The organism is Pseudomonas sp. Ag1, assembly GCF_000278565.1.
In the GTDB taxonomy this organism is placed as follows: Bacteria; Pseudomonadota; Gammaproteobacteria; order Pseudomonadales; family Pseudomonadaceae; genus Aquipseudomonas.
The window spans coordinates 127473-150114 of sequence record NZ_AKVH01000107.1; the positions used below are offsets into that span (position 1 = coordinate 127473).

Consider the following 22642-nt stretch of genomic DNA (forward strand, 5'->3'; position numbering starts at 1 on the left):
TTTCTCCTAGACAGGGATGCTCAGCCGCGACGCCAGTGCCACCAGCGTTACCAGCAAGATAGGGAGGGTGAGGATGCTGCCGACTTTGAAGTAGTAACCCCAGGTGATGCGGATATTTTTCTGCGCTAGCACATGCAGCCACAGCAACGTGGCCAGGCTTCCGATGGGCGTGATCTTGGGGCCAAGATCGCAACCGATGACGTTGGCGTAGATCATGGCCTCACGTACCAGTCCTGTAGCGTCGCTGCCCTGAATGGACAGAGCGCCGATAAGCACACTCGGCATGTTGTTCATGATCGAGGACAACAGCGCAGCGGTGATACCGGTGCCCAAGGTAGCGGCCCATAGGCCATGCTCGGCAAATATGTTCAGCAGCCCCGAGAGCGAGTCGGTTAGGCCAGCATTACGCAGGCCATAGACCACCAGATACATGCCCAGCGAAAACACGACAATTTGCCAGGGCGCGTCCTTGATGACCCTTCTCGTGGAGATGATTTGGCCTTTACCTGCGATGACCAGCAGGATCATTGCACACGCAGCAGCAACAGCGCTGATGGGGATACCTAACGGCTCCAGTGCGAACAGACCAACCAGCAGCAGGCCAAGTACCCACCAGCCAGCAATGAAGGTCGCCCGATCTCGAATCACCGACTCCGGGGCCTCAAGCTGATCCGCGTCGTACTGGGCGGGAATGTCCTTGCGATAGAACATCCAGAGCATGAACAGTGTCGCGGCCACGGCCACTAGGTTCACTGGCCACATGACAGAAGCGTATTCACCGAAACCCACGCCAAAAAAGTCTGCCGAAACGATGTTCACCAGGTTGGACACCACCATCGGCAGACTGGCGGTATCAGCGATGAAGCCTGCGGCCATCACGAATGCCAAGGTGGATGCCGGGCTGAAGCGAAGCGCCGTCAGCATCGCGATGACGATTGGGGTCAGAATCAGTGCGGCTCCATCATTGGCGAACAGTGCCGAAACGGCTGCACCGAGCAGGATCATCAGCGCAAACAGACGTCCGCCTTTGCCCCGACCCCAGCGAGCGACATGAAGCGCCGCCCATTTGAAGAATCCCGCTTCATCGAGCAACAAACTGATGATGATCACAGCAATGAAGGTCGCGGTAGCGTTCCAGACGATGTGCCACACAACCGGCACATCCCCTAGACTTACGGCGCCAGTCAGTAGTGCCAGAACGGCACCCGCTGCCGCGCTCCAGCCGACACCTAACCCCTTGGGTTGCCAGATAACAAAGACGAGCGTAACTACGAAAATCGATGCTGCGATGAGCATGAGTATGTTCCAGATCAGGATGTCAGCAGCAGGAGGCTTGGCGCACGGGTCTGTCTTCCATGGAAGCCAGCCGTCCTTGATGGTCGTTAACCCAGGACTGGTGTGCCTGCGTAGTGACGTTCAGAACATCCAGTGCCCACTGTTCAAGCTCGGGATGCAGCCGGTAGTAAACCCACTGACCCTGCCTCCGATCTGCGAGTAACCCGCAAGCACGCAGTTGGGCAAGATGCCTGGAGACCTTCGACTGGTTATCGTCCAGTGCCCAGATTAACTCGCACACGCACAACTCACCCTCAGCCGAAAGCATGAGCATGATCCGGGCGCGAGTTTCATCACCCAAGCACTTGAAGAATGTGTGTGGTGTAAGGCTCATAAGCAATCGCTCTGCATATGTGGATAATCGAATATGCAGATTTAACCACGTTCAGCCTGCTTGCACAAATGCCTGTGGCGGGAGTTAACGATGGGGATCAATGCTCACCGGTCGACCACAGGGTAACGACCAGGAGGGATTAACAATCGCCTCAGCACGCGGACGGAGATTTGATGTTCGAATGGATGTTCGCTGAACGCGATTTTGGATTCATTACTCTAGGCGTAATGGCAGGATAGCTGGTCAGGTCGAATGCAATTGAGTGGTCAGCGTGAATGCAAATGAATGCTCAGCGTGAATGGAAATGGGTGATCAGATACTAGGTAATTTTCCACCTCGGTCGCGTCATCTTTGTATAGCCTATAAATACCTATAGACGTAGTTTTCTATTTCCTACTGCGCAGCTGGTACCAGCCTGTCACCGTTCCCCTATCATTACAGGGGGCCTCTCGGCACATGATCAGGCACGTCACCACGCTCTCGCTTCTAGCGTTAATCGCCAGTTGCACGACCCAAACGGCGCAGACACCCAAGCCCGCTTTCGACAGCAGTCGCAATCCGGACATGTTGACGCCAGACCTCTATCCTGGCGGCGCCGTTCCTGAAAAAGAACCAGTAGTGCGCTATGGCCGCTACACCCTCGTCAGCACGCTGCCAGATTCTGGCCAACGTGACCTGATGGCTCAGATTATCGACATCAGCATTCCAGCCAACATGCACCCAAATGTGCATGAGGCCATGCAGTACGTGGTGGACCGTTCAGGTTATACGCTTTGCTCGGCAGACTCTGGCCACGTCAACATCCTTTACACCCGACCACTCCCAGCAGCCCAATATAAACTTGGCCCTATGACCCTGCGTAACACCCTGCAGGTGCTCGCAGGTCCGGCCTGGCAGGTGAAGGTCGACGAGGTCAACCGTCAGGTGTGCTACGTCCTGCGCCCTGGCTACCAGCTCCCGGACTCTCCACGTCCTGCATCAACTCAGATTGCTCAACTCAACACATCGACAGCTGCACAGCCTATCGCAGCGAAGAGCAATAACAATGATGCGGGCAGCCAAGTAGTAGTCGCCGCCGTTCCCCAAACAGCGCCTTTCACAACAACGGCATCAGCCGCTACCCCTGTGGCGAACGCTGCACCAGCCAAAACCGTGGCCCCTCCTACGGTGATTACCAAGGATGGCTCTACAAAACAAACGTCTGCCTTGCCGACTCAGAGTCCGGCCTCGACTTCGTCCAGCAACCCAGATGCCAAGGCCGCTTCAACTCCGAAACTGGTCACCGCGCCGGCCGCAGTTTCTGCAGCGCCAAAGCCGGTTGCGACGGACATTGCAGCGCCGAAGCCGCTGGCCCAGACATGGACGGCTTCAACTGGCTCAACCCTTCGTCAAACCGTCGAAGGCTGGGCTGAAAAAGCGGGCTGGAAACTGATGTGGCAGGTCGATGATTTGGATTACTCAATTGACGCTCCACTTCGATTTGAGGGCAGTTTCCAAGAAGCCATTGGGTCGATTTTCCCACTCTACGACTCGGCTCCACGGTCCTTTCTGGTCGATGTGGTCGACAGTAACTCCTCACAGCGGCTGATTTTTATTACAGAGAGGAACAAATGATGACTGCTCGTCTCTGGATCAAAAGCACAGCCTTGTCACTTATCGTCGCACTGGTGAGTTCCTGTTCGCTGCAGCGTGTGAATGAATCGGCCAGCCGAGCTGAAAATGACGCTGCGACAGCCTCTCAATACAGCCGATTTCTGAGAAATCAGCAGCAAGAGTCCGCGCGCGCTACGGTGGTGTTCAGCGACAAACCATGGGTATCCAAAAAACCGCTGGTCGCCAAGCGTGGTTTACCGCTGACCATGGATTGCGACATCACCTATCGCCCCTCATATAACGTTGGGATCGCTGAGATCGCGCAGTACATCACTAGTGAATGTGGTGTACCGGTCATCGTAGCCCCTGACGCAATCGACCCAAGTGTCCTTTCCAGTTCGACGCAGGGCAACTCAGGACCTGCAGTTCCACCTGGTTTGGGCTCTGCCGACAACCTGACCAACTTCATGCCCGCCGGCGTCATCGGCAATGTTCCGAGCAACGCCCGCTCAATGAATTCGATTGGGCTGACTGCGCCCAACACATTCCCCATTAAGTACAGCGGCAAGCTGTCAGGGTTGTTGAATCAAGCGACCTCCCAGTTAGGCTTAGCGTGGAATTATTCCTCCGATGATCGAAGCGTGCATGTCACTTACTTCGACACCAAGACGTTCGACGTCTGGGCATTTGGTGATGACCAGGTCATTGAAAGCACAGTGAAGTCGGGCTTGCTGACTGCTACAGGCAGCGGGAGCAGTTCCGGTGGTGGTGGCGGCGGATCTTCGTCGACAGGTGCATCGGGTGAATCAGGCAGCAACCAGAGCACCACCGTTACCATCAAGACCTCGCTGATCGGAGACATTGAAAAAAACGTCAAGGCGATGCTGAGCCAACAGCCCCAAGGTCGGATGTTCCTCTCGCGTTCCACTGGCACCCTGACGGTAAGTGATCGACCAGAAGTACTCTCAAACGTTGCTAAATACCTGAATTCGATCAACAGCAGTATCACCCGTCAGGTGTTGTTCAACGTCAAAGTTTTCGAGGTAACTCTCACCGACACAGACCAGACCGGCCTGGACTGGACGGCTGTCTATACGTCCTTGAGCAACAAATGGGGCTTTTCGCTGAAGAATGCCACCACCGGCATAAGCACGGGCGCGGTGTCGGGCTCGTTGAGTATTTTGGACACGTCGAAGTCTCCTTGGGCTGGCTCCAACTTAATCATCAAAGCACTTTCCGAACAGGGCCGAATCTCGAACGTTCGCTCGCCGTCGGTCACCACGCTGAATCTGCAGCCGGCACCCATCCAGATCGGCAACGTAAAGAGCTATGTCGCATCAAGCTCGACAACCACCACGGCTTCCGTTGGATCGTCTACTTCGCTCACCCCCGCGACTATCACCAGCGGCTTCAACATGATGTTGCTCCCTCGAATCATCGACCAGGACAACATGTTGCTGATGATCACCCTGAGCATGAGTAGCAAACCGACCTTCACCACTTTTACGAGCAACGGCTCCAGTGTCCAGACAGCGGATTACGACACCAAGAACCTGTCGCCCAAGGTCAAATTGCGCAGCGGTCAAACCCTCGTACTGACTGGTTTTGAGGAGAACAGCGAAAACGCAACCAAGTCTGGCGTAGGTGATCCTGGATTCTTCGGTTTGGGCGGCAGCCGTATCCGCACCACAGGGCACAGCGTACTCGTAGTGCTGATTACTCCTGTTGTTGATAGCGAAACAGGCAGCCCCAGCGCGGTGATTTCACCTGCTGCCAACGAGCCTTGGGGCTCTTGCCATACCCCACTGCTGCATTGCACAGGTTCCAAGGGGTAAGCCATGGTTGCGGAAACCTCAAAAAATGCACGCTCTGCTCGAGTCCAGGTACTCCAGTATCGTGGAAAATCATTTGTCACCGGTCTGCGCTGGCATCCGCTGGGCAGTGTCACCGGGCACATGAAGGAAGCGCGCCAGTACGGTCGTGAGCACCACCTCGACATTGTCGCCATTAGAAGAACACCAGCCATTATTCAGGCAGGTTTTGTAGCGCGCAGCGAGGAGGTCACCAAAGGGATGTACTCGCTCGCGGCCACCCTGGCTGGACAGCTGGGGGACTCATGGATCGCGGCCTGGAAAACTGAGAGCGAGATTGACCAATATGCCCTCGTTGCTGTGTATCAAGGTGGCGTGATCTCTGGCTGCGACATGATCGGCACTGGTGCTGAGGTCCGCCGCCGAGTCGCGCAACAACGCAGTCGTGGGATCAACTTCGACAACGAGTACCTGCCCCCAGAGTTCGATATGGGCGGTCAACCACTGGACGTGGCAGAGCTACTTCAGCCGTCGCATCTAAAACGCGAGTACCGGCTACGGCCACTCGTCTTTGGGCTATCCAAACCAGAACTTGTGCAGCTGGCGGTTCTTGGCGCGCTGATCGCTGCCGGCATCATCGGGTGGGCTCAATGGCAGAGCCATCAGGACCAAATAGCCAAAGAGGCGGCTTTCCAGGCTGAACAGCAACGCCTGGCAGAGTTGGCCAGACTGCAAAAAGAATCCGGTATGGAACAGACGCCCCAAGCGCTTGAACACCCTTGGGCCAAACGTCCATCTGTTGCAGATTTCCTGGAGGGTTGCAGCAACGTCATTTATCAGTTGCCTCTGTCCATTCAGGGATGGCAGTTCACGAGTGCCGTCTGCGACGGCGCACAGGTTTTGTCCTCCTATAAGCGCTCGGGCAATAGCACGGCCGACAAACTGATACAGGCGACGCAGGGCCACTTTTCTGATCGGCCGGCCTTCTTTGACGAGGGCAACTCGGCCACGTTGAAATTCGACATCTCTCTACCCGCAGCCGGTGATGAGCCTCTAAAAGACGCCATCGTGATGTTGGCGAACCTGTCGTCTTGGCTGCACAGCTTCACTCAAACCCCAGTGCTGAAAGAAGTGCCGGTCGTTGTGCCCATTCAACCAGCGATACCGGGCCAACCTGCGCCACCGCCGCCCCCACCGCCTCAATGGAAGCAATTCGAGCTGAGCTATGCCACTGGCATTACGCCGCTGGACTCATTATCCGGCGCACCCAGTCAGGGCTTACGGCTGCGCGAAATCACAACCAAATATGAGACCGGCCACCTTGTCTGGTCAGTAATAGGTGACCTATATGCGAAATAAAGCGCTGTGCTTTTTGTGCTCCATCCTTGCGTTAGGGGCACCATCGAGCTGGGCAGATGAGAACACCCTATCTGGGGTGAACGTCGGCGAGCTGGCCCAGATTCAAAGCCAGACGATCTTGTTGAATGCCAAAGCCGAGAAGGCCAAGGCCGAAAGATCGATCAAGGGCGAAGACCAAAGTGCGACGACGCAGCCGTCAACTGTGTTTTTTTCTCAAGGAAACCTCACACAGCCGGCTGCAGCCTCGGCGCACAGCAGTGATACACAGTCTGACTTGCCTGTCGTGAAAGCGGTATTCGGCTCAGCAAAACGGCTGCGTGCGACTCTGCTCTACAGCAGCGGATTTGAAGTAGACGCAGATGCCTCATCTCGGGAGTTACCCGGTGGCTATCGCATGGCCATCCTCTCCGTCGAAAACGTGACCCTCGAGCGTGGCGGTAAGCGCTACCCCCTCGGCTTTTCCAGTACGCCCCCGGCCAGCTTGAGCAACGTTAACAATTCAGCCCCCAGCATTACCCCATCAGCACCTATGCCGCCTGGGCTGATCCCTGGCCAACGTTGATTGAGAAGTTCGATGACGATCCTGACTGAAAAACCAGATGTCATAGAGCCTGACAGTGATGAGTCTGCTGCAGTCCTACTGACGTCGCACCAAACACTGCTGACGGCCCCTGGTGGACCGTTTGAGCTGAAACCCGAGCTGCGTCAACTATGTGCGTTGACCAGCGATGGGATTTTGTATGTGTCAGCCCAACACCAAACGGATGCCTATGTCATGGCATTCGAGGACCAGCTGGAACACGAAAATCACCACTTTGAGGTCAAGGTCTGCTCGATGAGCACAATCAAGGCACTCTACCGCGCCAATGATGATGCAAATGGTAAAGCACTATCGGCGACTGAGACGAAGCGCCAGGCCCAGGTGGTGCAGCTTTTAGGAGAAGCCCACCGGCGCAATGCCAGCGACGTCCACTTTGTCGTAGGTCACGATATCACTCGAATCTTCTTTCGCATCCACGGGCTCTTGTGGGAGGCAGAGCAGCACCAGAGCCAGGTGGGCATGGAGCTCTGCTCGTCCCTCTACAACAGCATGTGCGATGTCGCGAAAGACCACTACCAGCCGCAGGTGAGCCAGGACGCCAGGGTAAAACGCGCCTATGTCGACCAACTCGGTTTGTTCGGTGCCCGAGTCGCCACTCGGCCGCTCGTAGATGGCCCTCTGATGGTTTTGCGTCTGCTGTATGACGACAAAACCAAAATGACGCTTAGTGATCTCGGTTTCCTGACGCAGCAAATTGATGCATTCAGCCGCATCCGCAGCTTGCCTTATGGGGTGAACCTGATCACTGGACCCACCGGTTCCGGCAAATCGAAGTCGCTGCAGGTAAACCTGAACCTCTTGCACGAAGAGTGCGGTGGAACAAAACACATTCTGACGATGGAAGATCCACCTGAATATCCACTTCTCGCCAATCAGTCACCGCTGGGCGCCGGTGAAACCTGGAATGACGGTATCACCAATTCCATGCGACTCGACCCTGACATTCTCATGTATGGGGAGATCCGGGACCTTGCATCAGCACAAGCGGCTTTCCGCGGCGGTATGACTGGTCACCTGGTGCTGACGACACTGCACACCAACAACGCTGTAGCAGCTCTTCAACGACTGATCGACATGGGTGTAGACCGACACCTGGTTACTGATCCTGCACTGATGACAAGCGTGGTCAATCAATCCCTTTTGCCCGTGCTGTGTTCCCACTGCCGCGTCCCCGCACGCGAGCATCTCGGGCAGCTCAACAGTGCGCTGGTGCAGCGCTTGCGCGATTTGGAAGCGATTGATGAGACCTACCTCAAAGGACCGGGATGCCCGCATTGCAAAGGCTTGGGCATCACCGGTCGCACGGTGGTTGCGGAAACTTTGCTCACCGACCTTGAGTTCATGCGCGTTTTCAATGGGCAGGGTGCAAGTGCGGCACGTCGCCACTGGGTCAAGGAAATGGGCGGTATTACCAAGACCGCACACACGATCATCAAACTGAAACAAGGATTAGTAGACCCCCGCCACGCCGAAATGACGGTGGGGCCGTTGGACTTTGACCGGCAAATCCTGGAGCTCGCTCATGCTGAGTGACGTCAGAGCGATGCTGAATCGTTGGGCAGAGACCTTCTATGCCAAGCAGTTTGGCAAAAACGAAAGAATCCAGTTCTACGAGAGCCTGATGGGCATCCTTGAGGATGGTGTGTCGCTTGAGGACGCACTGCACACGGTGGCCAGAGCATTCAGCGATAACGGGCAGAAGCTCCATCCAGTGTCCCTTGCCTGCAGGGATATCGCGCAATCGGTAAAAGGTGGGAAATCGCTGAGCATTTCCTGCGAAGGCTGGGTTCCCTATGACGAGAACTCTTTGATCGCTTCCGGGGAAGACACCGGCAACCTGGTGCAGGCATTTCGGGACTGCGTGAGGATCATCGAAGTACGTCAGCGGATCAGCAAACTCGTAGCGTCCGCCACCGTTTTCCCCTCCGTGGTGTGGAGCGTCATGGCGGCGTTGCTGTATGTGATTGCAGTGTGGATGGTGCCCTCCATGACACGACGCTCCAACCCCGAGGCGTGGACCGGCGTGCCGGCCTTCCTCTATGCCCTATCGAATTTCGTGACCCACTACGGGCTAGTGACGCTGATAGCTGTAATCGTCTTCATCCTCATATCGATCATCACTCTACCCGTGTTTTGCGGCCTTCAGATTACGGCCGCCAGCCCTTCGTGGAAGCTGCAGTTGAACAAGCTGCTCCAGGTCCTGCGAGTCCGAGCAGAGAGGCTCCCGCCTTGGTCAGTCTACAAGGCGCTCCACGGATCGATCTTTCTGCTCAACATGGCTGTGATGCTGCGCTCCGGCATCAACCAACTAGATGCGCTGACCTCTCTTCAACGCAATGCCTCTCCATGGTTGAAAGAGCGCCTGAGCGCCATTCATTACGGAGTGAGCGCCGGCAAAAACTTCGGTACCGCATTGAAGCTTGCGGGTCATCAATTCCCAGACCCCATGGCGATGCATTTTCTGGAAGTGCTCGCCACCCGCAAAGGCTTCGCTGAGTCGATGGAACGGTTTTCCAACCGGTGGCTGGAGCAAACGCTTCAGCGCGTCGAAGCCATCGCCAAATCTCTTATCGGCATGTCCTCCATGGCCATGGGGGTCATGATGATTCTGGTAGTGATCGGGATCTTCCAGTTGGCCGGCAATGTGACTGCAACGCTTTAAATCAAACCTAAATGAGGTACTGGAAATGCCAACAAACACTCCAAACAACCAACGCGGATTTCTCTCCCTAGACGGGATGTTCTGGTTGATGCTGATCGCGGTGGCACTTGGTTTCATCGTGTTCATGGGCTACAGAACGTTCGGCAGCTCGGACGTCACTATTGAACAGAGCAATCTCGGCACGTTGCTGAGCAATACCAAACGACTGAAAAGCACCACGGGTTACGCCACGGCAGGCACCAACTTAGCGCCTTCTTTGATCAACCTCGAGGCAACTGGCGGCATGAGCATCAACGGTAATGCCCTGTCCAACCGCTGGAACGGCGCAGTGACCGTGATGAGCAACGGCATGACCTTCACCATCACAGAATCCAACCTTCCGAAAAATGCCTGCATCACCCTTGCCTCGAACATGGCCAAGGACAAACAGACAACTACGGCGATCAACGGCGGCACTGCAATTGCCGGCGAAATCACTGCGGTGGCAGCTGCGACCAGCTGCTCCTCGGACGCCAATACCATCGCTTGGACTTCGTACTAAGGAATTCAGTGTGAGCGTGATCTCTGATGCTGAATTCGTCGACCTGTACCTCGGCGATGGATTTGCCGACGCCAAAGGTCTCCCTGGGCAGGCACGAAGGGTTGAAGCGCCCGCCGAATGGCGGGCAGACCTTGAGCGCTTACGGGCGCAGTGCGAGGAAAAGCACAAGGCAACCCAGGATCCAGAGTTCGCCCTAATTGAAGATGGCGTCGTCCTTCGTGTAACCCAGTTGCTGGATTTGAATGGCAAACCTGTGTTTGTCGTAAGCAAATCCTCAGTCCAGATCCGTCCATTGGACATGCTGGGTCTGCCCGACTATCTGCAGGACGCGCTGATGAGTGACACGGTTCGCGGCCTGATATTCATTTGTGGGGAAATGGGCACAGGGAAAACCTCCAGTGCTGCATCACTGGTGAAAGCTCGCCTTGAGGCCTGGGGAGGCATTTGTGTGGCTGTCGAGGATCCTCCAGAACCGTTTTTGAATGGTCGGCATGGCAGTGGGCGCTGCATTCAAGTTCCGGTCTCTCGCCGGATGGGGGGATACGAGGAAGCGTTGATTCTAGCGCTGCGCACAAGAGCCGATTTCCTGTTCGTGGGAGAAATTCGCGACAGCTCGACAGCAGCACAAGTAATTCAAGCCTCGATCAATGGCCATCTCATCATCAGCACAGGCCATGCAGGCAGCGTTACTCAAGGCATTGAGCGTATATCAGCCCTGGCTCAGCCGTTACTCAATAACGCCCGAGAGCTGCTCTCCAAGGGGCTAGTGGCCGTTCTTCACCAGTCCTTATCAAGCGGCAACGAAGGGAGTCGTCGATTAACCCTGCAGAGTCTGCTGTTCACGGGCGATGACGGACCGGGCATCCGAGAGAAAGTCCATGCAGGAAAGATCACGATGCTCGATCACGACATCGCTCACCAATCATCAAGGAGTCTCTGGAATGACCAGTAGGAACAAGCAGCGGGGCTTCTTGAGCTTGGACATGGCGATCGGATTGGCCGTTTTCTCCGTTGTCGTCACTTTGGCGATCGCATGGCAAATCAAGCAGATGGATTCTCAGGACTATCGAATTGCGGCTGATCAACAGAGAACCATTTCAGAGGCATTGGCCAAATATCTGAAGGATAACTACAGCGTGGTGCTGGCCAACGCGGCAGCAACCGTACCGGTGCAAATAACCGTTCCGATGCTCGTCAACACCAACTACCTTCCTGCGGGTTTCAGTCCCACTAACGCCTTTGGGCAGACCATTGTCGGCCTCGCCCGGAAACCCAACGCCAATCAACTGGAAGTGATTGTGGTTACTACAGGTGGGCAGACGATTCCTGAAATGGGTATTCGAACCATCGCTGAAAATCTCGGAGGACCTGGTGGGTTCATCTCTTCTGCCAATCCGAACATCGTCCAGGGCGTGCGGGGTGGATGGCAGGTAGCACTAAGTAACTATGCTATAGCTCCTGGCCCAGGACATACAGCTAGCGCACTTTTTCTTATGGATGGAGCGTTGGCTAATGACTATCTATATCGAAACGCTGTGCCCAATCATCCAGAATTCAACACGATGAATACTGATATCACGATGGGCAACCACAATATTAACAACGCAGGAAATATCACAGCGTCAGGCAACATAACAGCTAACGCCGACATTACAGCTCGAAACGTTATCGCCACAGCCAATGTTAATGCCGCTACTGCAACCATTAACGGTGATACCAGCACAGGTGGTTGGTTCAGAACACGTGGTGACACAGGCTGGTACAGCGAAAAATGGGGAGGCGGGATTTATCAAAATAGCCCCAACTGGGTCCAAGTTTATAACGACAAAAACTTTTCAACCGGAGGTGAACTATGGGGTGGAAAGATAACCTCGACGGGCAAGATAACGGCCTATGATCGCATTCAGACAAATGAATATTTGTCCCTGGGAGGCATAGCTACCGAGGGGCAACAGTGCAGTGACCGAACCCTTCTTGCAAAAAGCGCCGCGGGAATAACGTTGTCCTGCGAACAAGGCTTATGGAAAAGACCAGGTGGGTGGGAATTCCAGCTGATCCAGGGCACCTGCCAGGCGCCTGCCAGAGGAAGTGTGACCTGCTCCCTTGGCGACACTACATGGAAGTCGTGCTCTTTAACTGGCGCTTTTGGCATTGGGGATAGTGAGACTGGGTACATCTTCAGAAATGCAAGTGGATGGTTTCTCTCCACATCTCGACTTTCCTGGCCAGGTCTTTTCTATTGGAGCTGCTTCAAATAAAGCATCCATTTATAAATTCCAAAACGTTTTATAGTATGTCTATGGGGATTATTGCAGTGCAGACGCTTGAGAATAACGTTGAGTATAGTGCTGGAGAATTACAGACCTGGCTAAGCACCCGAAGCAGGATATGCTCAACTGTGCTATGGCGTCGCGCACTAGAAGGAAAAGAGGCATTCGAGGTCGGCGAGTTCACTTACAAGTTACAACCAACGGCCTCTGGTCGTTATTTAGTAAAAAAGATCGCCACTATGGAATTAATCAATCCACAACGCAAACCAATGAGCATCAAGCGAGCCGCAAAGTGGACTGTCATTGCGCTTGGCTTAGTAGGAATTTGCTTAACATTGATTATCCTCACGAAATAGTTTTGTTATTGACGCGTAGGTGGTAACAACCACCGTTCTGTGGATGGAGCTCATATCATGACAATGCAATGGCTCGTTTTGATGATTGTGCTCATTGCCTCCAGCATTTTCATGGAGAACCAACATCAGGACCAACGTACATCCGACTACGCTACCCTCGACTCGCTGGGTCGCGGCTTTCTGGTGTACCGATCTGCCGCTACCGAATATGCCCAGGCCAACCCGGGCTTCAGCGGGGTACCGAGCGATTCTGCGCTCAACCTACCTGGGTGGTTTGTGAAACCTGTGGGCGTAGGTTCTTACATCTCATCAGGAACGGCCTATACTTATTTTGATGGGGTTGCACCGTCAGGCTTGCCTTCTGTGCTGGTAGACCTGACAAAGACAACGACCGTTGGTTTTAAGCGTTCAGGAATGCTGATTTCACAGATAACTGGGGCGACCGGTATAGCAATTCCGTCCCCTGTTCCCGAAGGTGCGGTCGTCGCCGTCAATTAGTCTGAGTCGACCGACTTTGAAAGGCGCCGGGTTGCATAAGCTCCGGCCTATCAACATAATGATCACAACAACGTTTCCACCCCGTTGGCTACTGGCGGTCATCAGTAGCGCCCGGTGATGCGGCTTGCCTCATCACCAACCCCAAAGCACGCATAGCTCCGGGAAGGGCGTGCGGACCTGGTTCAGAGCTCTCCCTGTGTCTCCCTGTTCAAGCCAGACACGCAGCCGTCTAACTCGTGAATTGCGAGTTCAAAGGCACATAGGGCTCTGTTGAGGTTCGAAGCACCGTAGTCTAAGGGCCACACTGGTGTTGTGGCCCACACTTTTTAAAGCTCACACAATAGGTAGCCTGATCATCTTGCAAAGGATGATCAGGCTACCTATTGGTAGCTGCTTTTCCTTGCCGGTGGCCCGCCGGCGAAACGCAGGGCTCCCTTTGTGCGCGGATGCGTGCCTTATGCTAGCTGGCCTCAGCCACGATAATCGGCCAGGTGTTGGAAGTAAGACGTTCAGATCACAGCCCAGGGATCAACAACGCCTTCATCCCGCACAGGTGGTATTTTTTTCTGAAAGACGCTACTTACTACATCCGAGAGTGACTGTTGACCCAGCTACTCTCGGTAGCTTCTCCTGTCGACCTGAACCTTCTTTGCCCTCCGCGAAATATCCCTCTCCGCTTGACACATCACCATCCCCCCTTCGATGATATGGACGTGCTTTGCTGACGTCGTCAGCATCATGCCCAGGCAGTCAGGATCTTGAAGACTGCGACACGATGTTCGTGTCAGATCCGCCCAAGACCGCTGAGCTTCTGGTAGCGCGGTCGGTCGACAATCGTCGATGGAAGCACCTTATGCAACTCACCTCGCGGGGAATCACTTCCCCAACGGGGTCAGTGGGTTCTCCGCATTCAACCTGCAGGAGAATCACCATGTCCAAACTTGCTTATGGCTTCGGTTTCGCGCTTGGCACCATCACGCGACAGTTTCTGCGTGCGGTAAAGAAAACCAGCGCTGCGCCCACAGCTATCCATACCAAAGCAGCTCCGTTGCTTCCACCGCCCTGCGTACCTGAGCGTCTCGTACGTGAGATGGATCATGTACCGGCAATAACTCGTAAAGGTGTCGACCTGAACCTTTGGTACGCGGCTAACACTCGAGTGGTCGAAAAGCCCGCTCGGAAACCGCGTAAGAAGCCAGCTGCACGCTCGTTGGTGCCAGCAACTTGCTAAGTCTGCGTCCTTCGCCTCTGTAGGGAGCCTTCCCAAAGGGAAGGTTTCCTCAGAGATTTCACGGTAGGGGCTTGACAAGCGACAATCGTATTTCCATGATCTGCACATGTATCGCTGACGTCGTCAGCAACATGCCCAAGTAGTCTGGATCCGCAAGACTACGATGCGGTTTTCCGCATTGATCCACTCCCAAGATCGCCATAGCTTCCGGTAGCGCGATCAGTCGACTTAGTCGATGGAAGCACCTTTCCCACCCATGACGGGCCTACCCCGTCAGGGCAGGCCTCTCACTTTTGGAGGTCTGATGAAAACTGAACTGGCTCTCTACCAGGCGTTGATTTCGATTAACGTCCCGGAACAGAAGGCAAATGCTGTTATTGAAGCTTTGGAGACCGACATGCTTTCACGTTTGGCTACCAAGGCAGATTTAACTGCTCTTGCTGCAGAGTTCAAATCTGAGATTTCACAGCTTGAAGTCAAGCTCACCATTCGCATGGGCGTCATGTTGTCTGCAGCTGTCGGTGTAATGATTGCTGCAATGAAGCTGATGCATTAAACAACCTTAAGCTCCACCCACCCTCGCGGGGAATACTTTCCCCCCAGGGCGAAGTGTTTCTCCGCTTTCTGTTATTTCGAAACTGGAGAATCACCATGAGCACTAATCAATCCAACGAAGCAAAATTCTTCGACCTTCACACCACTGGTATCGGTTATCTCAACCGTATCCGTGAAGTGAAACCTCGCGGCAAAGGTAAGCCATTCATGGCAGTTACCGTTGCGGCACTACGCGGCTCGATGGATGATGCCGAGTATTCCTATATCGACTGCAACGTGGTCGGCGCTGAAGCTGAAAAGCTGATTCGTCGCAGCCAAGCAGCCGTTGAAGCCGGAAAGAAGGTCCTTGTGAGCTTCCGAATCGGTGATATCTGGACCGACGCATTTACCTACGAAAAAGGCGATAAAAAAGGTCAACCTGGAGCAAGCCTCAAGGGCCGCCTGTTGTTTATCGGCTGGATCAAGGTGGATGGGGTAACTGTCTATGAAGCCAAACCGAAAGACTCTGCTGAGCCCCTTCCTGCCCAGGATGGTGCTGCTGGAGATGATTCGGATGACGCCCAAGGACAACCTGAACCTGAACAACGTCAATCTGCATGATTGAAATCATGGCGCCCCCTGGGCGCCTTTCAATATTCGTATCGAAGGGAACGCCTCCCTTCGGGATTGGTAGTTTCCGAAGACTGGAGATTCGCCATGATCATAAACCCTCAACGACTGCCGCTGGTGATTGAGATCGGTCTAATAGCGGCTCAGGCTCGTGTTCACAGTGCCTTAGACAAACAACGTCCAATTAATGTGGCAATTGACCCTCATGATGACCCGCACTACTTCCTCTCATCGGACCTATGGTTCGATGCTCTGGATGGGGTTATTAAGTTGGCCGAAATGGACCACAAAGATGATTTCAACCCAGACATCAGCCCGACCTTATCGGCGTTCGGACTTCTCCAAGAGTATTGGCAGGCCCGCGATCGTTTAGATCCGCAACCTGAAAGTGACGCTGCATGAAGTCAAGCGCCCTCTGGGTGACTTCAATTTACATATCGAAGGGAACGCCACCCTTCGGGATTGGTGATTTCCGAGCAATGGAGATGAGCCATGATGATGAACCCACAACGACTGCCGCTGCTGACCGAGATCGGTCTTTTAGCAGCACAAGCTAGTGTTTACAGCGAGCTGGATAAAATACTTCCGAGCAACCCGGCACTCGATCCCGATGATGACCCGCGCTACACCCGTACTTCTGATCTTTGGTTAGAAGTTCTGGATGGGGTTATCACATTGGCAAAGATGGACCATCGAGATGAATTCAATCCCGAAAACAGCCCACTGTTGTCGGAGTACGGACTTCTCAAGGAATATCGAAGGGCTCGCTGGGAGTTGGAAGATAAGCTTATCCACCCCGAATACTACTAACTCGCCACGTAGCATAGGCTGACTCTCACGCTGATTCCAAATCAGCATAAAGACCCATCGGGAAACCATCTCCCGACCGGGCCAGGTGGTTTTCGCACCTGGAGATAAACATGCAAACCACCACTAACCTCGTATCGTCTGACCTGCTCAAACTCCCGGTCGTTTTAACACCCCGGGCCTGGCAGGAAGCGGTGCATATTGAAAACCCACAGGATGCAAGTGTTGTCAGTGAGCGACTGGGCGATGTTGTCCTGGAGGCCTATCGAGAACTGCATTTGCAACCTGACAGCACACAGATCCATTTCGGCCTCTATCGTTTATTGCCTGCCGGCAATAACACCGATCGAGTCTGGCTGGACCTAAAACTTGACCGCATAGAATCACCGCCAGGCGTTTTCTATCTGTACATCTCACTCAAGGAAGAAACTCATACTTCTTGCCCATAATCCTTCGACATTCACAGCACTACCCAAAGCCCGACATCTGTCGGGCTTTTTTCATTCGTAGCAGTGTGGAGCTGCCCATGATCAACATCCCCGGCCAACTGGCCATCCGTACCATCAGTGGCCGCAATGGCGAATTCAACGTCGGACGGCTCTCGACCTCTATCGGTGAGTTCGTGATCAAAGACGCACTCCTTGATCAGTACGATGAAGGAAAATACCGAGGCGACTTTCTGATAACGGAGATCCGTCCTTCGTATTACTCCACAGCAGGTCGCCTGGTCGTTGAGATCCGTGCAAAGCTGGAAAGCATGAGCCTCGACGACGTGGACAATCTGACACCGGAAGACGCCGCCAGGCTCTCGCCAAACGAGCCTGACCCTATGGATGAAGAGTCTTCCTCCAACCTCTCCAAGCCAGTGCAGCGGAATAATCCACCCGCAGTACCGGCCTCTAATAAACAGGTATCAAAAGAGGATGCCCCGTTTGGGATGACCCCGACCGGCGGAACCAACGACCTCGAGGCAGATGCTGAGTTGTTCGGCACAATCTGGCCTCTAAGCGATACAGTCAGGCTGGACACAACTGTTGATCGTCAGCAACTACGCCAACAGTGCAGTCGGCTCTCTGAGCTCGGCTATGTACACAACTTCAAACTGCAGGTATGGAATATCTCCAATACCTGACGAAGCCCGCGATACGCCAAGCCAATCGGCACAACCCATGAGGGGCTCCCTCCTGGGCGCTCCTCGACTTAGCAGGAGCAGCACATGAATCCAATCTTCAATAACCTGACCCAAGAAATCCTCGAAAACATCGAAGATCAGCTCGCCAATAACGAGGTGTCGACGAATGAGGAGCTTTGGGACTTCTTGGTAGAGGAGCTCGAAATGACGGCAGAACAAGCCGATGCCGCCGTTGCCCTTCGCCCCAAATACCTGGGGCAAATTTTTCTCACTGGGCACAGCCCTCTATTTCAAGACGAGACGGTCTCGTTTGACCCGAACGATAAAACGTTCAAATCGGACAACCTGCTGTTTCCCAAGCAATAACACTTACTGCTAACACCCCCGAGGGGCTCACCGCCCCTCCGGGCGGGTTCCCCCTCCATTATGGAGGTTCCCATGCCCAGCCCTACCCCGCTCTTCCCAATCGAGGAGTGCAATGATCTTTTCGTCGACGCTTGCGCGTGTGACGAACAACGCAACCTGGTGTTCCTTTCTGCATGGGGTCGAGACACGGCGCTGCAGGAGTTCCTGGCCAGGCTGACCCTCGGCACGACAGAAGATGGTCTAAGCCGGTTTCACATCGTTGTAGATGGCCGAAGTCTTCCTGTTTTCCCCAACATCGATCTGTTGGAGAAGCGCACCACGCGACAAATGCGCGGTACGTTATTCGGCAGCTTGATTCACCTCTGGTTGTTTGACCGACGCTGCGTACAGCCGGATCGGGCCAACCACTTCGCCTACGCCCTTCTTGAGAACGGGCAGTCACCTCATCAACGGCTTTGGCCTTTGATACAGGACACCTGTCCATTACCGCTACTGCCTCATTGGCAGGAGCAGGTAATGGGGTTGCTCACCCAACACGACATGCTGCAGCTGTTACCTGGAACGTCCGGTGCTGTTGCGGCATGGCGTTTGTCGTTGCAACTCGACGTTCTCGAAACAGCCCTAGGCGAGCTCATTCGCCAGGGGCAGCTCTCAACCCACGCTCAGTTTGAGCATTGATCCAGGAGCCTCACCATGGCTTTGATGTTCCCACGATTGGCGCGCAACTTCGCTCGCAATGGCTACTACCCCACTGACGAAACGACGCTGGAACTCACCCTACAAGCGTTGGCACCATCCCCAAGCGGGAAGATGCGGATCTTCGATCCCTGTGCAGGCGAAGGCGTTGCCTTAGCTGAAGCTGCTCATGCACTCGGGCGTGACCGCGTTGAGACCTACGCAGTCGAGTATGACCAGGAGCGTGCCAAACACAGCAAGACACTGCTGGATTGCGTGCTGCACAGCGACTTGATGGACACCATGATCAGCCGCCAGGCCTTCGGCTTGCTCTGGCTCAACCCGCCCTACGGTAACCTGGTCGCTGACCATGCAGGTGCATCTCAGTACCAAGGTAACGGCCGTCGGCGCCTGGAGAAGATGTTCTATCAACGGACGCTACCACTGCTGCAGTACGGGGGAGTCTTGGTGCTGATTGTTCCGCACTACGTGCTGGACGATGAGCTGTGTGGTTGGCTATGCAATCACTTTACTGAACTGCGGATCTACAAAGCCGCTGATCCAACCTTTAAACAGGTAGTGATCTTCGGTATACGAATCCGCCGGCAGGACCTCGCTCGACCGCAAGAAGTCAAAAACGTACGCGCACGCCTTCAGGCGATCGGTACCGGCACATTGAGCGCGGAAGCGTTACCAACCAGTTGGCCATGGGAGCCCTACAGGGTTCTCTCGGCATCCAACGAGCTGGAACACTTCTACCGTATCAGCCTTGAACCTGAACAGCTCAGCGAAGAAATCAAAAGACTTCGTGGCATGTGGCCTGACTTCACACTGCACTTTGGTCAAAGCGGCGCTCAGCCACGACCTCCCGTGAGGGAGCTGTCGCGCTGGCACTTGGCGTTGGCATTGGCTGCCGGTGCGATTTCCGGCGTAGTGAAATCCAAAACCGGCCGAGTATTGGTACTCAAAGGCGATACCTACAAAGATAAGGTCCGCAAGACCGAGTTCACCGAAGACCAGGACGGCAACGTGTCCGAGGTAAGGATCCTGACTGATCGTTTCGTGCCCATCATTCGGGCATGGGACATGACGCCAGGCTCTGCCAACCAAGGCCGCGTGATCACCATCAGTTCATCGGCGGATACGCCGCATGAGGCTGATGAGGTGGTGACACAGCCAACACTGACCCCACCACCACGAGTGACATTTGAACCTGGCCGCTTAGTGCTGACCCAGTCAGTGCACCACCTGATTGAGCGTGGACATCTCGATCCAAGCACTTACTTGCGACGGCATTTCTCCGGTGACTGGGGGGAACTGCCCAAAGAAGACTGGAGCAGTAACCAACGGGCTTTGACCTACGGGGATCGATTGTTCTCCTGTTATGACATATGCGCCGGCGATGAGACCCGGCTCTGGATCATCACCGAAGCTGACCGCAGTGCAACAACCGTGTTGCTGCCATCGGACTACTGACCCACCACGCCAACCTGGCCATCCGTTAACCAACCCGCAGGGTATTCACCATACCCGTCGGGGTGTCGTGCATGCCCTGTTTCGTTCCTATTGGAGAAACACTCATGAACGACCTATCCCAAGTCTCTGTATCGCCCTTGGCCATCGGCCTGACTGAGTTCATCGACGAATTCGGTGATGAATTATTGGACTCCCTCAATCGCTCTAACCCACCGGTTTATTCCGGCAGCATCAACGAAGCCTATCAACGGGTTATGAGCGAACTCAAACGCCAGCCGTTCCCTGCTCAAGCTGATGTAGTGCAGGCCGTTGCAGCTTTATTGCTAGACCGCAACGAGCAGGCAGCCGTTATCAATGCAGAAATGGGCACTGGGAAAACCATGATGGCCATCGCTGTAGCCGCTGTCATGCACAGTGCGGGCTACCGCCGCACTTTGGTGGTTTCGCCTCCACACCTGGTCTACAAATGGCGACGGGAGATACTCGAAACCATCCCAGACGCACGCGTGTGGGTTCTCAATGGACCCGATACGCTGGTTAAGCTGATCAAGCTACGTGACCAACTGGGGGATCCTTACGATGGCCGTAAAGAGTTCTTCATTCTCGGACGCGTGCGAATGCGCATGGGGTATCACTGGCGTACGGTATGTTGGCCACGTCGCGCCAGCGGCGGATACAACTTCGCAGGATGCCCCGACTGCGGACGCCTTCTGTTGGACTTAGAAGGCAACCGTGTGACTGTCGAAGAGTTTCACCGAGAGGAACGCCGTCGCAGCTGCCCTTATTGCCAAGGACAACTCTGGACGCTGATGCGCCCGGGCAAAGCCGACAACGGAACTCGTCGTGCGACCATACTAAAATCGATGTGTCGGATTCCGACTATCGGTCCAGTACGTGCGGACAGATTGCTGAATGACTTCGGGGAGGACTTCCTCGCTTCGATGCTGATCGACAACGTCAGCGAATTCATCAACCTGATGGACGCTCAGGGCAATTTCATCTTCAGCGACCGCCAAGCCAAACGCATGGAGCGCGCCATGGCCAACATTGAGTTTGGCTTTGGCGAGGGCGGTTTCCAACCCACCGAGTTCATCAAACGCTACCTACCAGACGGATATTTCGACCTGCTGGTGGTGGATGAAGGACATGAATACAAAAACAGTGGCTCGGCCCAGGGTCAAGCCATGGGTGTATTGGCAGCGAAAGCACGGAAAACCGTGCTGCTGACAGGCACCCTCATGGGTGGCTATGCCGATGATCTGTTCTACCTCCTGTTCCGAATACTTACCCGGCGAATGATCGAGGACGGTTACAAACCAAACGCGCGCGGAAGTATGGCTCCGGCCGCGATGTCATTCATGCGCGACCACGGCGTATTGAAGGACATTTACACCGAGCGGGACAACGTGTCACACAAAACAGCCAAGGGAAAAAAACTCTCGGTGCGAACGGTGAAAGCCCCAGGCTTCGGCCCTAAAGGCATTCACCGTTTTGTGTTGCCGTTCACCGTGTTTCTGAAACTTAAAGATATCGGTGGCAACGTGTTGCCGGCGTACCAGGAGGAATTTGTCGATATCAGCATGTCTGCAGAACAAGCGTCGGCCTATCAGCAATTGGCAGGAAAACTGACGCAGGAACTTCGCCAAGCATTGGCCCGTCGAGACACTACCTTGCTAGGGGTAGTACTCAACGTGCTGCTGGCTTGGCCTGACTGCTGCTTTCGACCGGAGATCGTTAAGCACCCTCGTAGCAAAGATACCTTGGCGTTCGTCCCCTCGATCTTTGCAGATGAGCAAATAATGCCGAAGGAGAAAGCACTGCTCGACCTCTGCCTCACGGAAAAAGCCAAAGGCCGGAAGGTTCTGGCCTATACCGTGTACAGCGGCACGCGAGACACCACCTCTCGCCTGAAACGACTGCTGGAGCAATCTGGTTTAAAAGTAGCGGTCCTGAGGGCGTCAGTGGATACCGCCAGGCGCGAGGATTGGATCCTCGACCAGGTAGACAGAGGTGTCGACGTACTGATCACTAACCCGGAGCTGGTCAAGACCGGGTTGGATTTGCTCGATTTTCCGACCATTGCGTTCCTGCAGACGGGGTACAACGTGTACACCTTGCAACAGGCAGCTCGACGGTCATGGCGGATTGGGCAAAAGCAGCCGGTGCGGGTGGTTTTTTTTGGCTATGCCGGCAGCTCTCAGATTACTTGCCTGCAGTTGATGGCCAAGAAAATCGCCGTGGCTCAAAGCACGTCGGGAGATGTGCCAGATTCTGGTCTCGACTCGCTGAACCAAGATGGTGATTCAGTTGAAATGACACTTGCAAGGCAGCTCATTGCTTCATAGTTTGACGGCCACCTTCGGGTGGCCATTTTTTTATAACGATCCCAATTTACCAGCGGCCAACTCGACACTTCAAAAACCATGCGTCC

Annotated in this window: 23 protein-coding genes; 21 read left to right on the top strand and 2 right to left on the bottom strand. The window is 54.6% G+C overall.

The genetic code is table 11. The annotated features are described in order from the left end of the window. Positions 1-6: 6 nt before the first annotated feature. Both A462_RS09020 and A462_RS09015 read right to left on the bottom strand, forming a co-directional pair. A complete protein-coding gene (locus tag A462_RS09020) occupies positions 7-1296 on the bottom strand; it encodes an arsenic transporter (protein WP_008437350.1) in 1290 nt (429 codons plus the stop codon). 22 nt (positions 1297-1318) lie between these two features. Next, positions 1319-1669: a metalloregulator ArsR/SmtB family transcription factor gene (locus tag A462_RS09015; RefSeq protein WP_008437351.1), complete on the bottom strand. Its 351-nt coding sequence runs from the start codon at positions 1667-1669 to the stop codon at positions 1319-1321. Between the two features lie 456 nt (positions 1670-2125). Here A462_RS09015 and pilL2 point away from each other — a divergent pair, with 456 nt between their 5' ends. From pilL2 to A462_RS08925, 21 genes are all read left to right on the top strand, one after another. Beyond that, positions 2126-3283 (top strand): PFGI-1 class ICE element type IV pilus protein PilL2, encoded by a 1158-nt coding sequence (gene pilL2 / locus A462_RS09010; RefSeq protein WP_008437352.1) that lies wholly within the window; start codon positions 2126-2128, stop codon positions 3281-3283. Beyond that, the gene (pilN, locus tag A462_RS0132620; RefSeq protein ID WP_032899626.1) at positions 3283-5097 is read left to right on the top strand and encodes a PilN family type IVB pilus formation outer membrane protein; all 1815 of its coding nucleotides are present in this window, start codon (positions 3283-3285) and stop codon (positions 5095-5097) included. Before pilL2 ends, pilN begins: the two co-directional genes overlap by 1 nt. Before the next feature lie 3 nt (positions 5098-5100). Further along, positions 5101-6432: a type 4b pilus protein PilO2 gene (gene pilO2, locus A462_RS09005; protein ID WP_008437354.1), complete on the top strand. Its 1332-nt coding sequence runs from the start codon at positions 5101-5103 to the stop codon at positions 6430-6432. Then, positions 6422-6994: a type IV pilus biogenesis protein PilP gene (pilP, locus tag A462_RS09000; protein WP_008437355.1), complete on the top strand. Its 573-nt coding sequence runs from the start codon at positions 6422-6424 to the stop codon at positions 6992-6994. Before pilO2 ends, pilP begins: the two co-directional genes overlap by 11 nt. A 12-nt stretch (positions 6995-7006) precedes the next feature. After that, the gene (locus tag A462_RS08995; RefSeq protein ID WP_008437356.1) at positions 7007-8566 is read left to right on the top strand and encodes a GspE/PulE family protein; all 1560 of its coding nucleotides are present in this window, start codon (positions 7007-7009) and stop codon (positions 8564-8566) included. After that, the gene (locus A462_RS08990; RefSeq protein WP_008437357.1) at positions 8556-9695 is read left to right on the top strand and encodes a type II secretion system F family protein; all 1140 of its coding nucleotides are present in this window, start codon (positions 8556-8558) and stop codon (positions 9693-9695) included. Before A462_RS08995 ends, A462_RS08990 begins: the two co-directional genes overlap by 11 nt. A 25-nt stretch (positions 9696-9720) precedes the next feature. Further along, positions 9721-10236 (top strand): type 4 pilus major pilin, encoded by a 516-nt coding sequence (locus tag A462_RS08985; protein ID WP_173667485.1) that lies wholly within the window; start codon positions 9721-9723, stop codon positions 10234-10236. Between the two features lie 10 nt (positions 10237-10246). Beyond that, entirely contained in the window at positions 10247-11188 is a 942-nt protein-coding gene (locus A462_RS08980; protein ID WP_008437359.1) for an ATPase, T2SS/T4P/T4SS family, read from the top strand. Further along, positions 11178-12494 carry a shufflon system plasmid conjugative transfer pilus tip adhesin PilV gene (gene pilV / locus A462_RS08975; RefSeq protein ID WP_008437360.1) on the top strand — a complete coding sequence of 439 codons (1317 nt, stop codon included), beginning with the start codon at positions 11178-11180 and terminating at the stop codon, positions 12492-12494. Before A462_RS08980 ends, pilV begins: the two co-directional genes overlap by 11 nt. After that, the gene (locus A462_RS34320; protein ID WP_124361237.1) at positions 12476-12862 is read left to right on the top strand and encodes a hypothetical protein; all 387 of its coding nucleotides are present in this window, start codon (positions 12476-12478) and stop codon (positions 12860-12862) included. The genes pilV and A462_RS34320 overlap by 19 nt, the downstream gene beginning before the upstream one ends. Positions 12863-12919: 57 nt before the next feature. Then, positions 12920-13360 carry a type IV pilus biogenesis protein PilM gene (gene pilM / locus A462_RS08970; RefSeq protein WP_008437362.1) on the top strand — a complete coding sequence of 147 codons (441 nt, stop codon included), beginning with the start codon at positions 12920-12922 and terminating at the stop codon, positions 13358-13360. A gap of 1535 nt (positions 13361-14895) precedes the next feature. Next, entirely contained in the window at positions 14896-15147 is a 252-nt protein-coding gene (locus tag A462_RS08965) for a hypothetical protein (RefSeq protein ID WP_008437363.1), read from the top strand. A 95-nt stretch (positions 15148-15242) separates the two neighbouring features. Continuing rightward, positions 15243-15746 carry an STY4534 family ICE replication protein gene (locus A462_RS08960; protein ID WP_008437365.1) on the top strand — a complete coding sequence of 168 codons (504 nt, stop codon included), beginning with the start codon at positions 15243-15245 and terminating at the stop codon, positions 15744-15746. A gap of 96 nt (positions 15747-15842) precedes the next feature. Continuing rightward, positions 15843-16157, top strand: coding sequence for a hypothetical protein (locus A462_RS08955; protein WP_008437366.1), 315 nt, complete (start codon positions 15843-15845; stop codon positions 16155-16157). A gap of 90 nt (positions 16158-16247) precedes the next feature. Beyond that, the gene (locus A462_RS08950) at positions 16248-16565 is read left to right on the top strand and encodes a hypothetical protein (protein ID WP_008437367.1); all 318 of its coding nucleotides are present in this window, start codon (positions 16248-16250) and stop codon (positions 16563-16565) included. Positions 16566-16675: 110 nt separating this feature from the next. Beyond that, entirely contained in the window at positions 16676-17011 is a 336-nt protein-coding gene (locus A462_RS33650) for a hypothetical protein (protein WP_082236564.1), read from the top strand. 77 nt (positions 17012-17088) lie between these two features. After that, entirely contained in the window at positions 17089-17694 is a 606-nt protein-coding gene (locus A462_RS08945) for a DUF3275 family protein (RefSeq protein ID WP_008437368.1), read from the top strand. 84 nt (positions 17695-17778) lie between these two features. Then, entirely contained in the window at positions 17779-18060 is a 282-nt protein-coding gene (locus A462_RS08940; protein ID WP_008437369.1) for a hypothetical protein, read from the top strand. Positions 18061-18132: 72 nt separating this feature from the next. Then, entirely contained in the window at positions 18133-18738 is a 606-nt protein-coding gene (locus A462_RS08935; RefSeq protein WP_008437370.1) for a hypothetical protein, read from the top strand. A 15-nt stretch (positions 18739-18753) separates the two neighbouring features. Next, on the top strand, positions 18754-20211 hold the full coding sequence (locus A462_RS08930; RefSeq protein ID WP_008437372.1) for a DUF6094 domain-containing protein: 1458 nt from the start codon (positions 18754-18756) through the stop codon (positions 20209-20211). A 104-nt stretch (positions 20212-20315) separates the two neighbouring features. After that, a complete protein-coding gene (locus A462_RS08925) occupies positions 20316-22556 on the top strand; it encodes an SNF2-related protein (RefSeq protein WP_008437374.1) in 2241 nt (746 codons plus the stop codon). Positions 22557-22642: the final 86 nt, after the last annotated feature.

Excerpts from the sequence above, each read along its gene's own strand:
- pilN (WP_032899626.1), top strand. The coding sequence starts at position 3,283 with ATGACTGCTCGTCTCTGGATCAAAAGCACAGCCTTGTCACTTATCGTC.
- A462_RS08945 (WP_008437368.1), top strand. The coding sequence starts at position 17,089 with ATGATCAACATCCCCGGCCAACTGGCCATCCGTACCATCAGTGGCCGC.
- A462_RS08935 (WP_008437370.1), top strand. The coding sequence starts at position 18,133 with ATGCCCAGCCCTACCCCGCTCTTCCCAATCGAGGAGTGCAATGATCTT.
- A462_RS08995 (WP_008437356.1), top strand. The coding sequence starts at position 7,007 with ATGACGATCCTGACTGAAAAACCAGATGTCATAGAGCCTGACAGTGAT.
- A462_RS08950 (WP_008437367.1), top strand. The coding sequence starts at position 16,248 with ATGATGATGAACCCACAACGACTGCCGCTGCTGACCGAGATCGGTCTT.
- A462_RS08955 (WP_008437366.1), top strand. The coding sequence starts at position 15,843 with ATGATCATAAACCCTCAACGACTGCCGCTGGTGATTGAGATCGGTCTA.
- A462_RS08985 (WP_173667485.1), top strand. The coding sequence starts at position 9,721 with ATGCCAACAAACACTCCAAACAACCAACGCGGATTTCTCTCCCTAGAC.
- A462_RS08960 (WP_008437365.1), top strand. The coding sequence starts at position 15,243 with ATGAGCACTAATCAATCCAACGAAGCAAAATTCTTCGACCTTCACACC.
- pilM (WP_008437362.1), top strand. The coding sequence starts at position 12,920 with ATGACAATGCAATGGCTCGTTTTGATGATTGTGCTCATTGCCTCCAGC.
- A462_RS33650 (WP_082236564.1), top strand. The coding sequence starts at position 16,676 with ATGCAAACCACCACTAACCTCGTATCGTCTGACCTGCTCAAACTCCCG.
- pilL2 (WP_008437352.1), top strand. The coding sequence starts at position 2,126 with ATGATCAGGCACGTCACCACGCTCTCGCTTCTAGCGTTAATCGCCAGT.
- pilO2 (WP_008437354.1), top strand. The coding sequence starts at position 5,101 with ATGGTTGCGGAAACCTCAAAAAATGCACGCTCTGCTCGAGTCCAGGTA.
- A462_RS08940 (WP_008437369.1), top strand. The coding sequence starts at position 17,779 with ATGAATCCAATCTTCAATAACCTGACCCAAGAAATCCTCGAAAACATC.
- A462_RS08965 (WP_008437363.1), top strand. The coding sequence starts at position 14,896 with ATGAAAACTGAACTGGCTCTCTACCAGGCGTTGATTTCGATTAACGTC.
- A462_RS09015 (WP_008437351.1), bottom strand. The coding sequence starts at position 1,669 with ATGAGCCTTACACCACACACATTCTTCAAGTGCTTGGGTGATGAAACT.
- A462_RS08930 (WP_008437372.1), top strand. The coding sequence starts at position 18,754 with ATGGCTTTGATGTTCCCACGATTGGCGCGCAACTTCGCTCGCAATGGC.
- A462_RS08925 (WP_008437374.1), top strand. The coding sequence starts at position 20,316 with ATGAACGACCTATCCCAAGTCTCTGTATCGCCCTTGGCCATCGGCCTG.
- A462_RS08990 (WP_008437357.1), top strand. The coding sequence starts at position 8,556 with ATGCTGAGTGACGTCAGAGCGATGCTGAATCGTTGGGCAGAGACCTTC.
- pilP (WP_008437355.1), top strand. The coding sequence starts at position 6,422 with ATGCGAAATAAAGCGCTGTGCTTTTTGTGCTCCATCCTTGCGTTAGGG.
- A462_RS09020 (WP_008437350.1), bottom strand. The coding sequence starts at position 1,296 with ATGCTCATCGCAGCATCGATTTTCGTAGTTACGCTCGTCTTTGTTATC.
- pilV (WP_008437360.1), top strand. The coding sequence starts at position 11,178 with ATGACCAGTAGGAACAAGCAGCGGGGCTTCTTGAGCTTGGACATGGCG.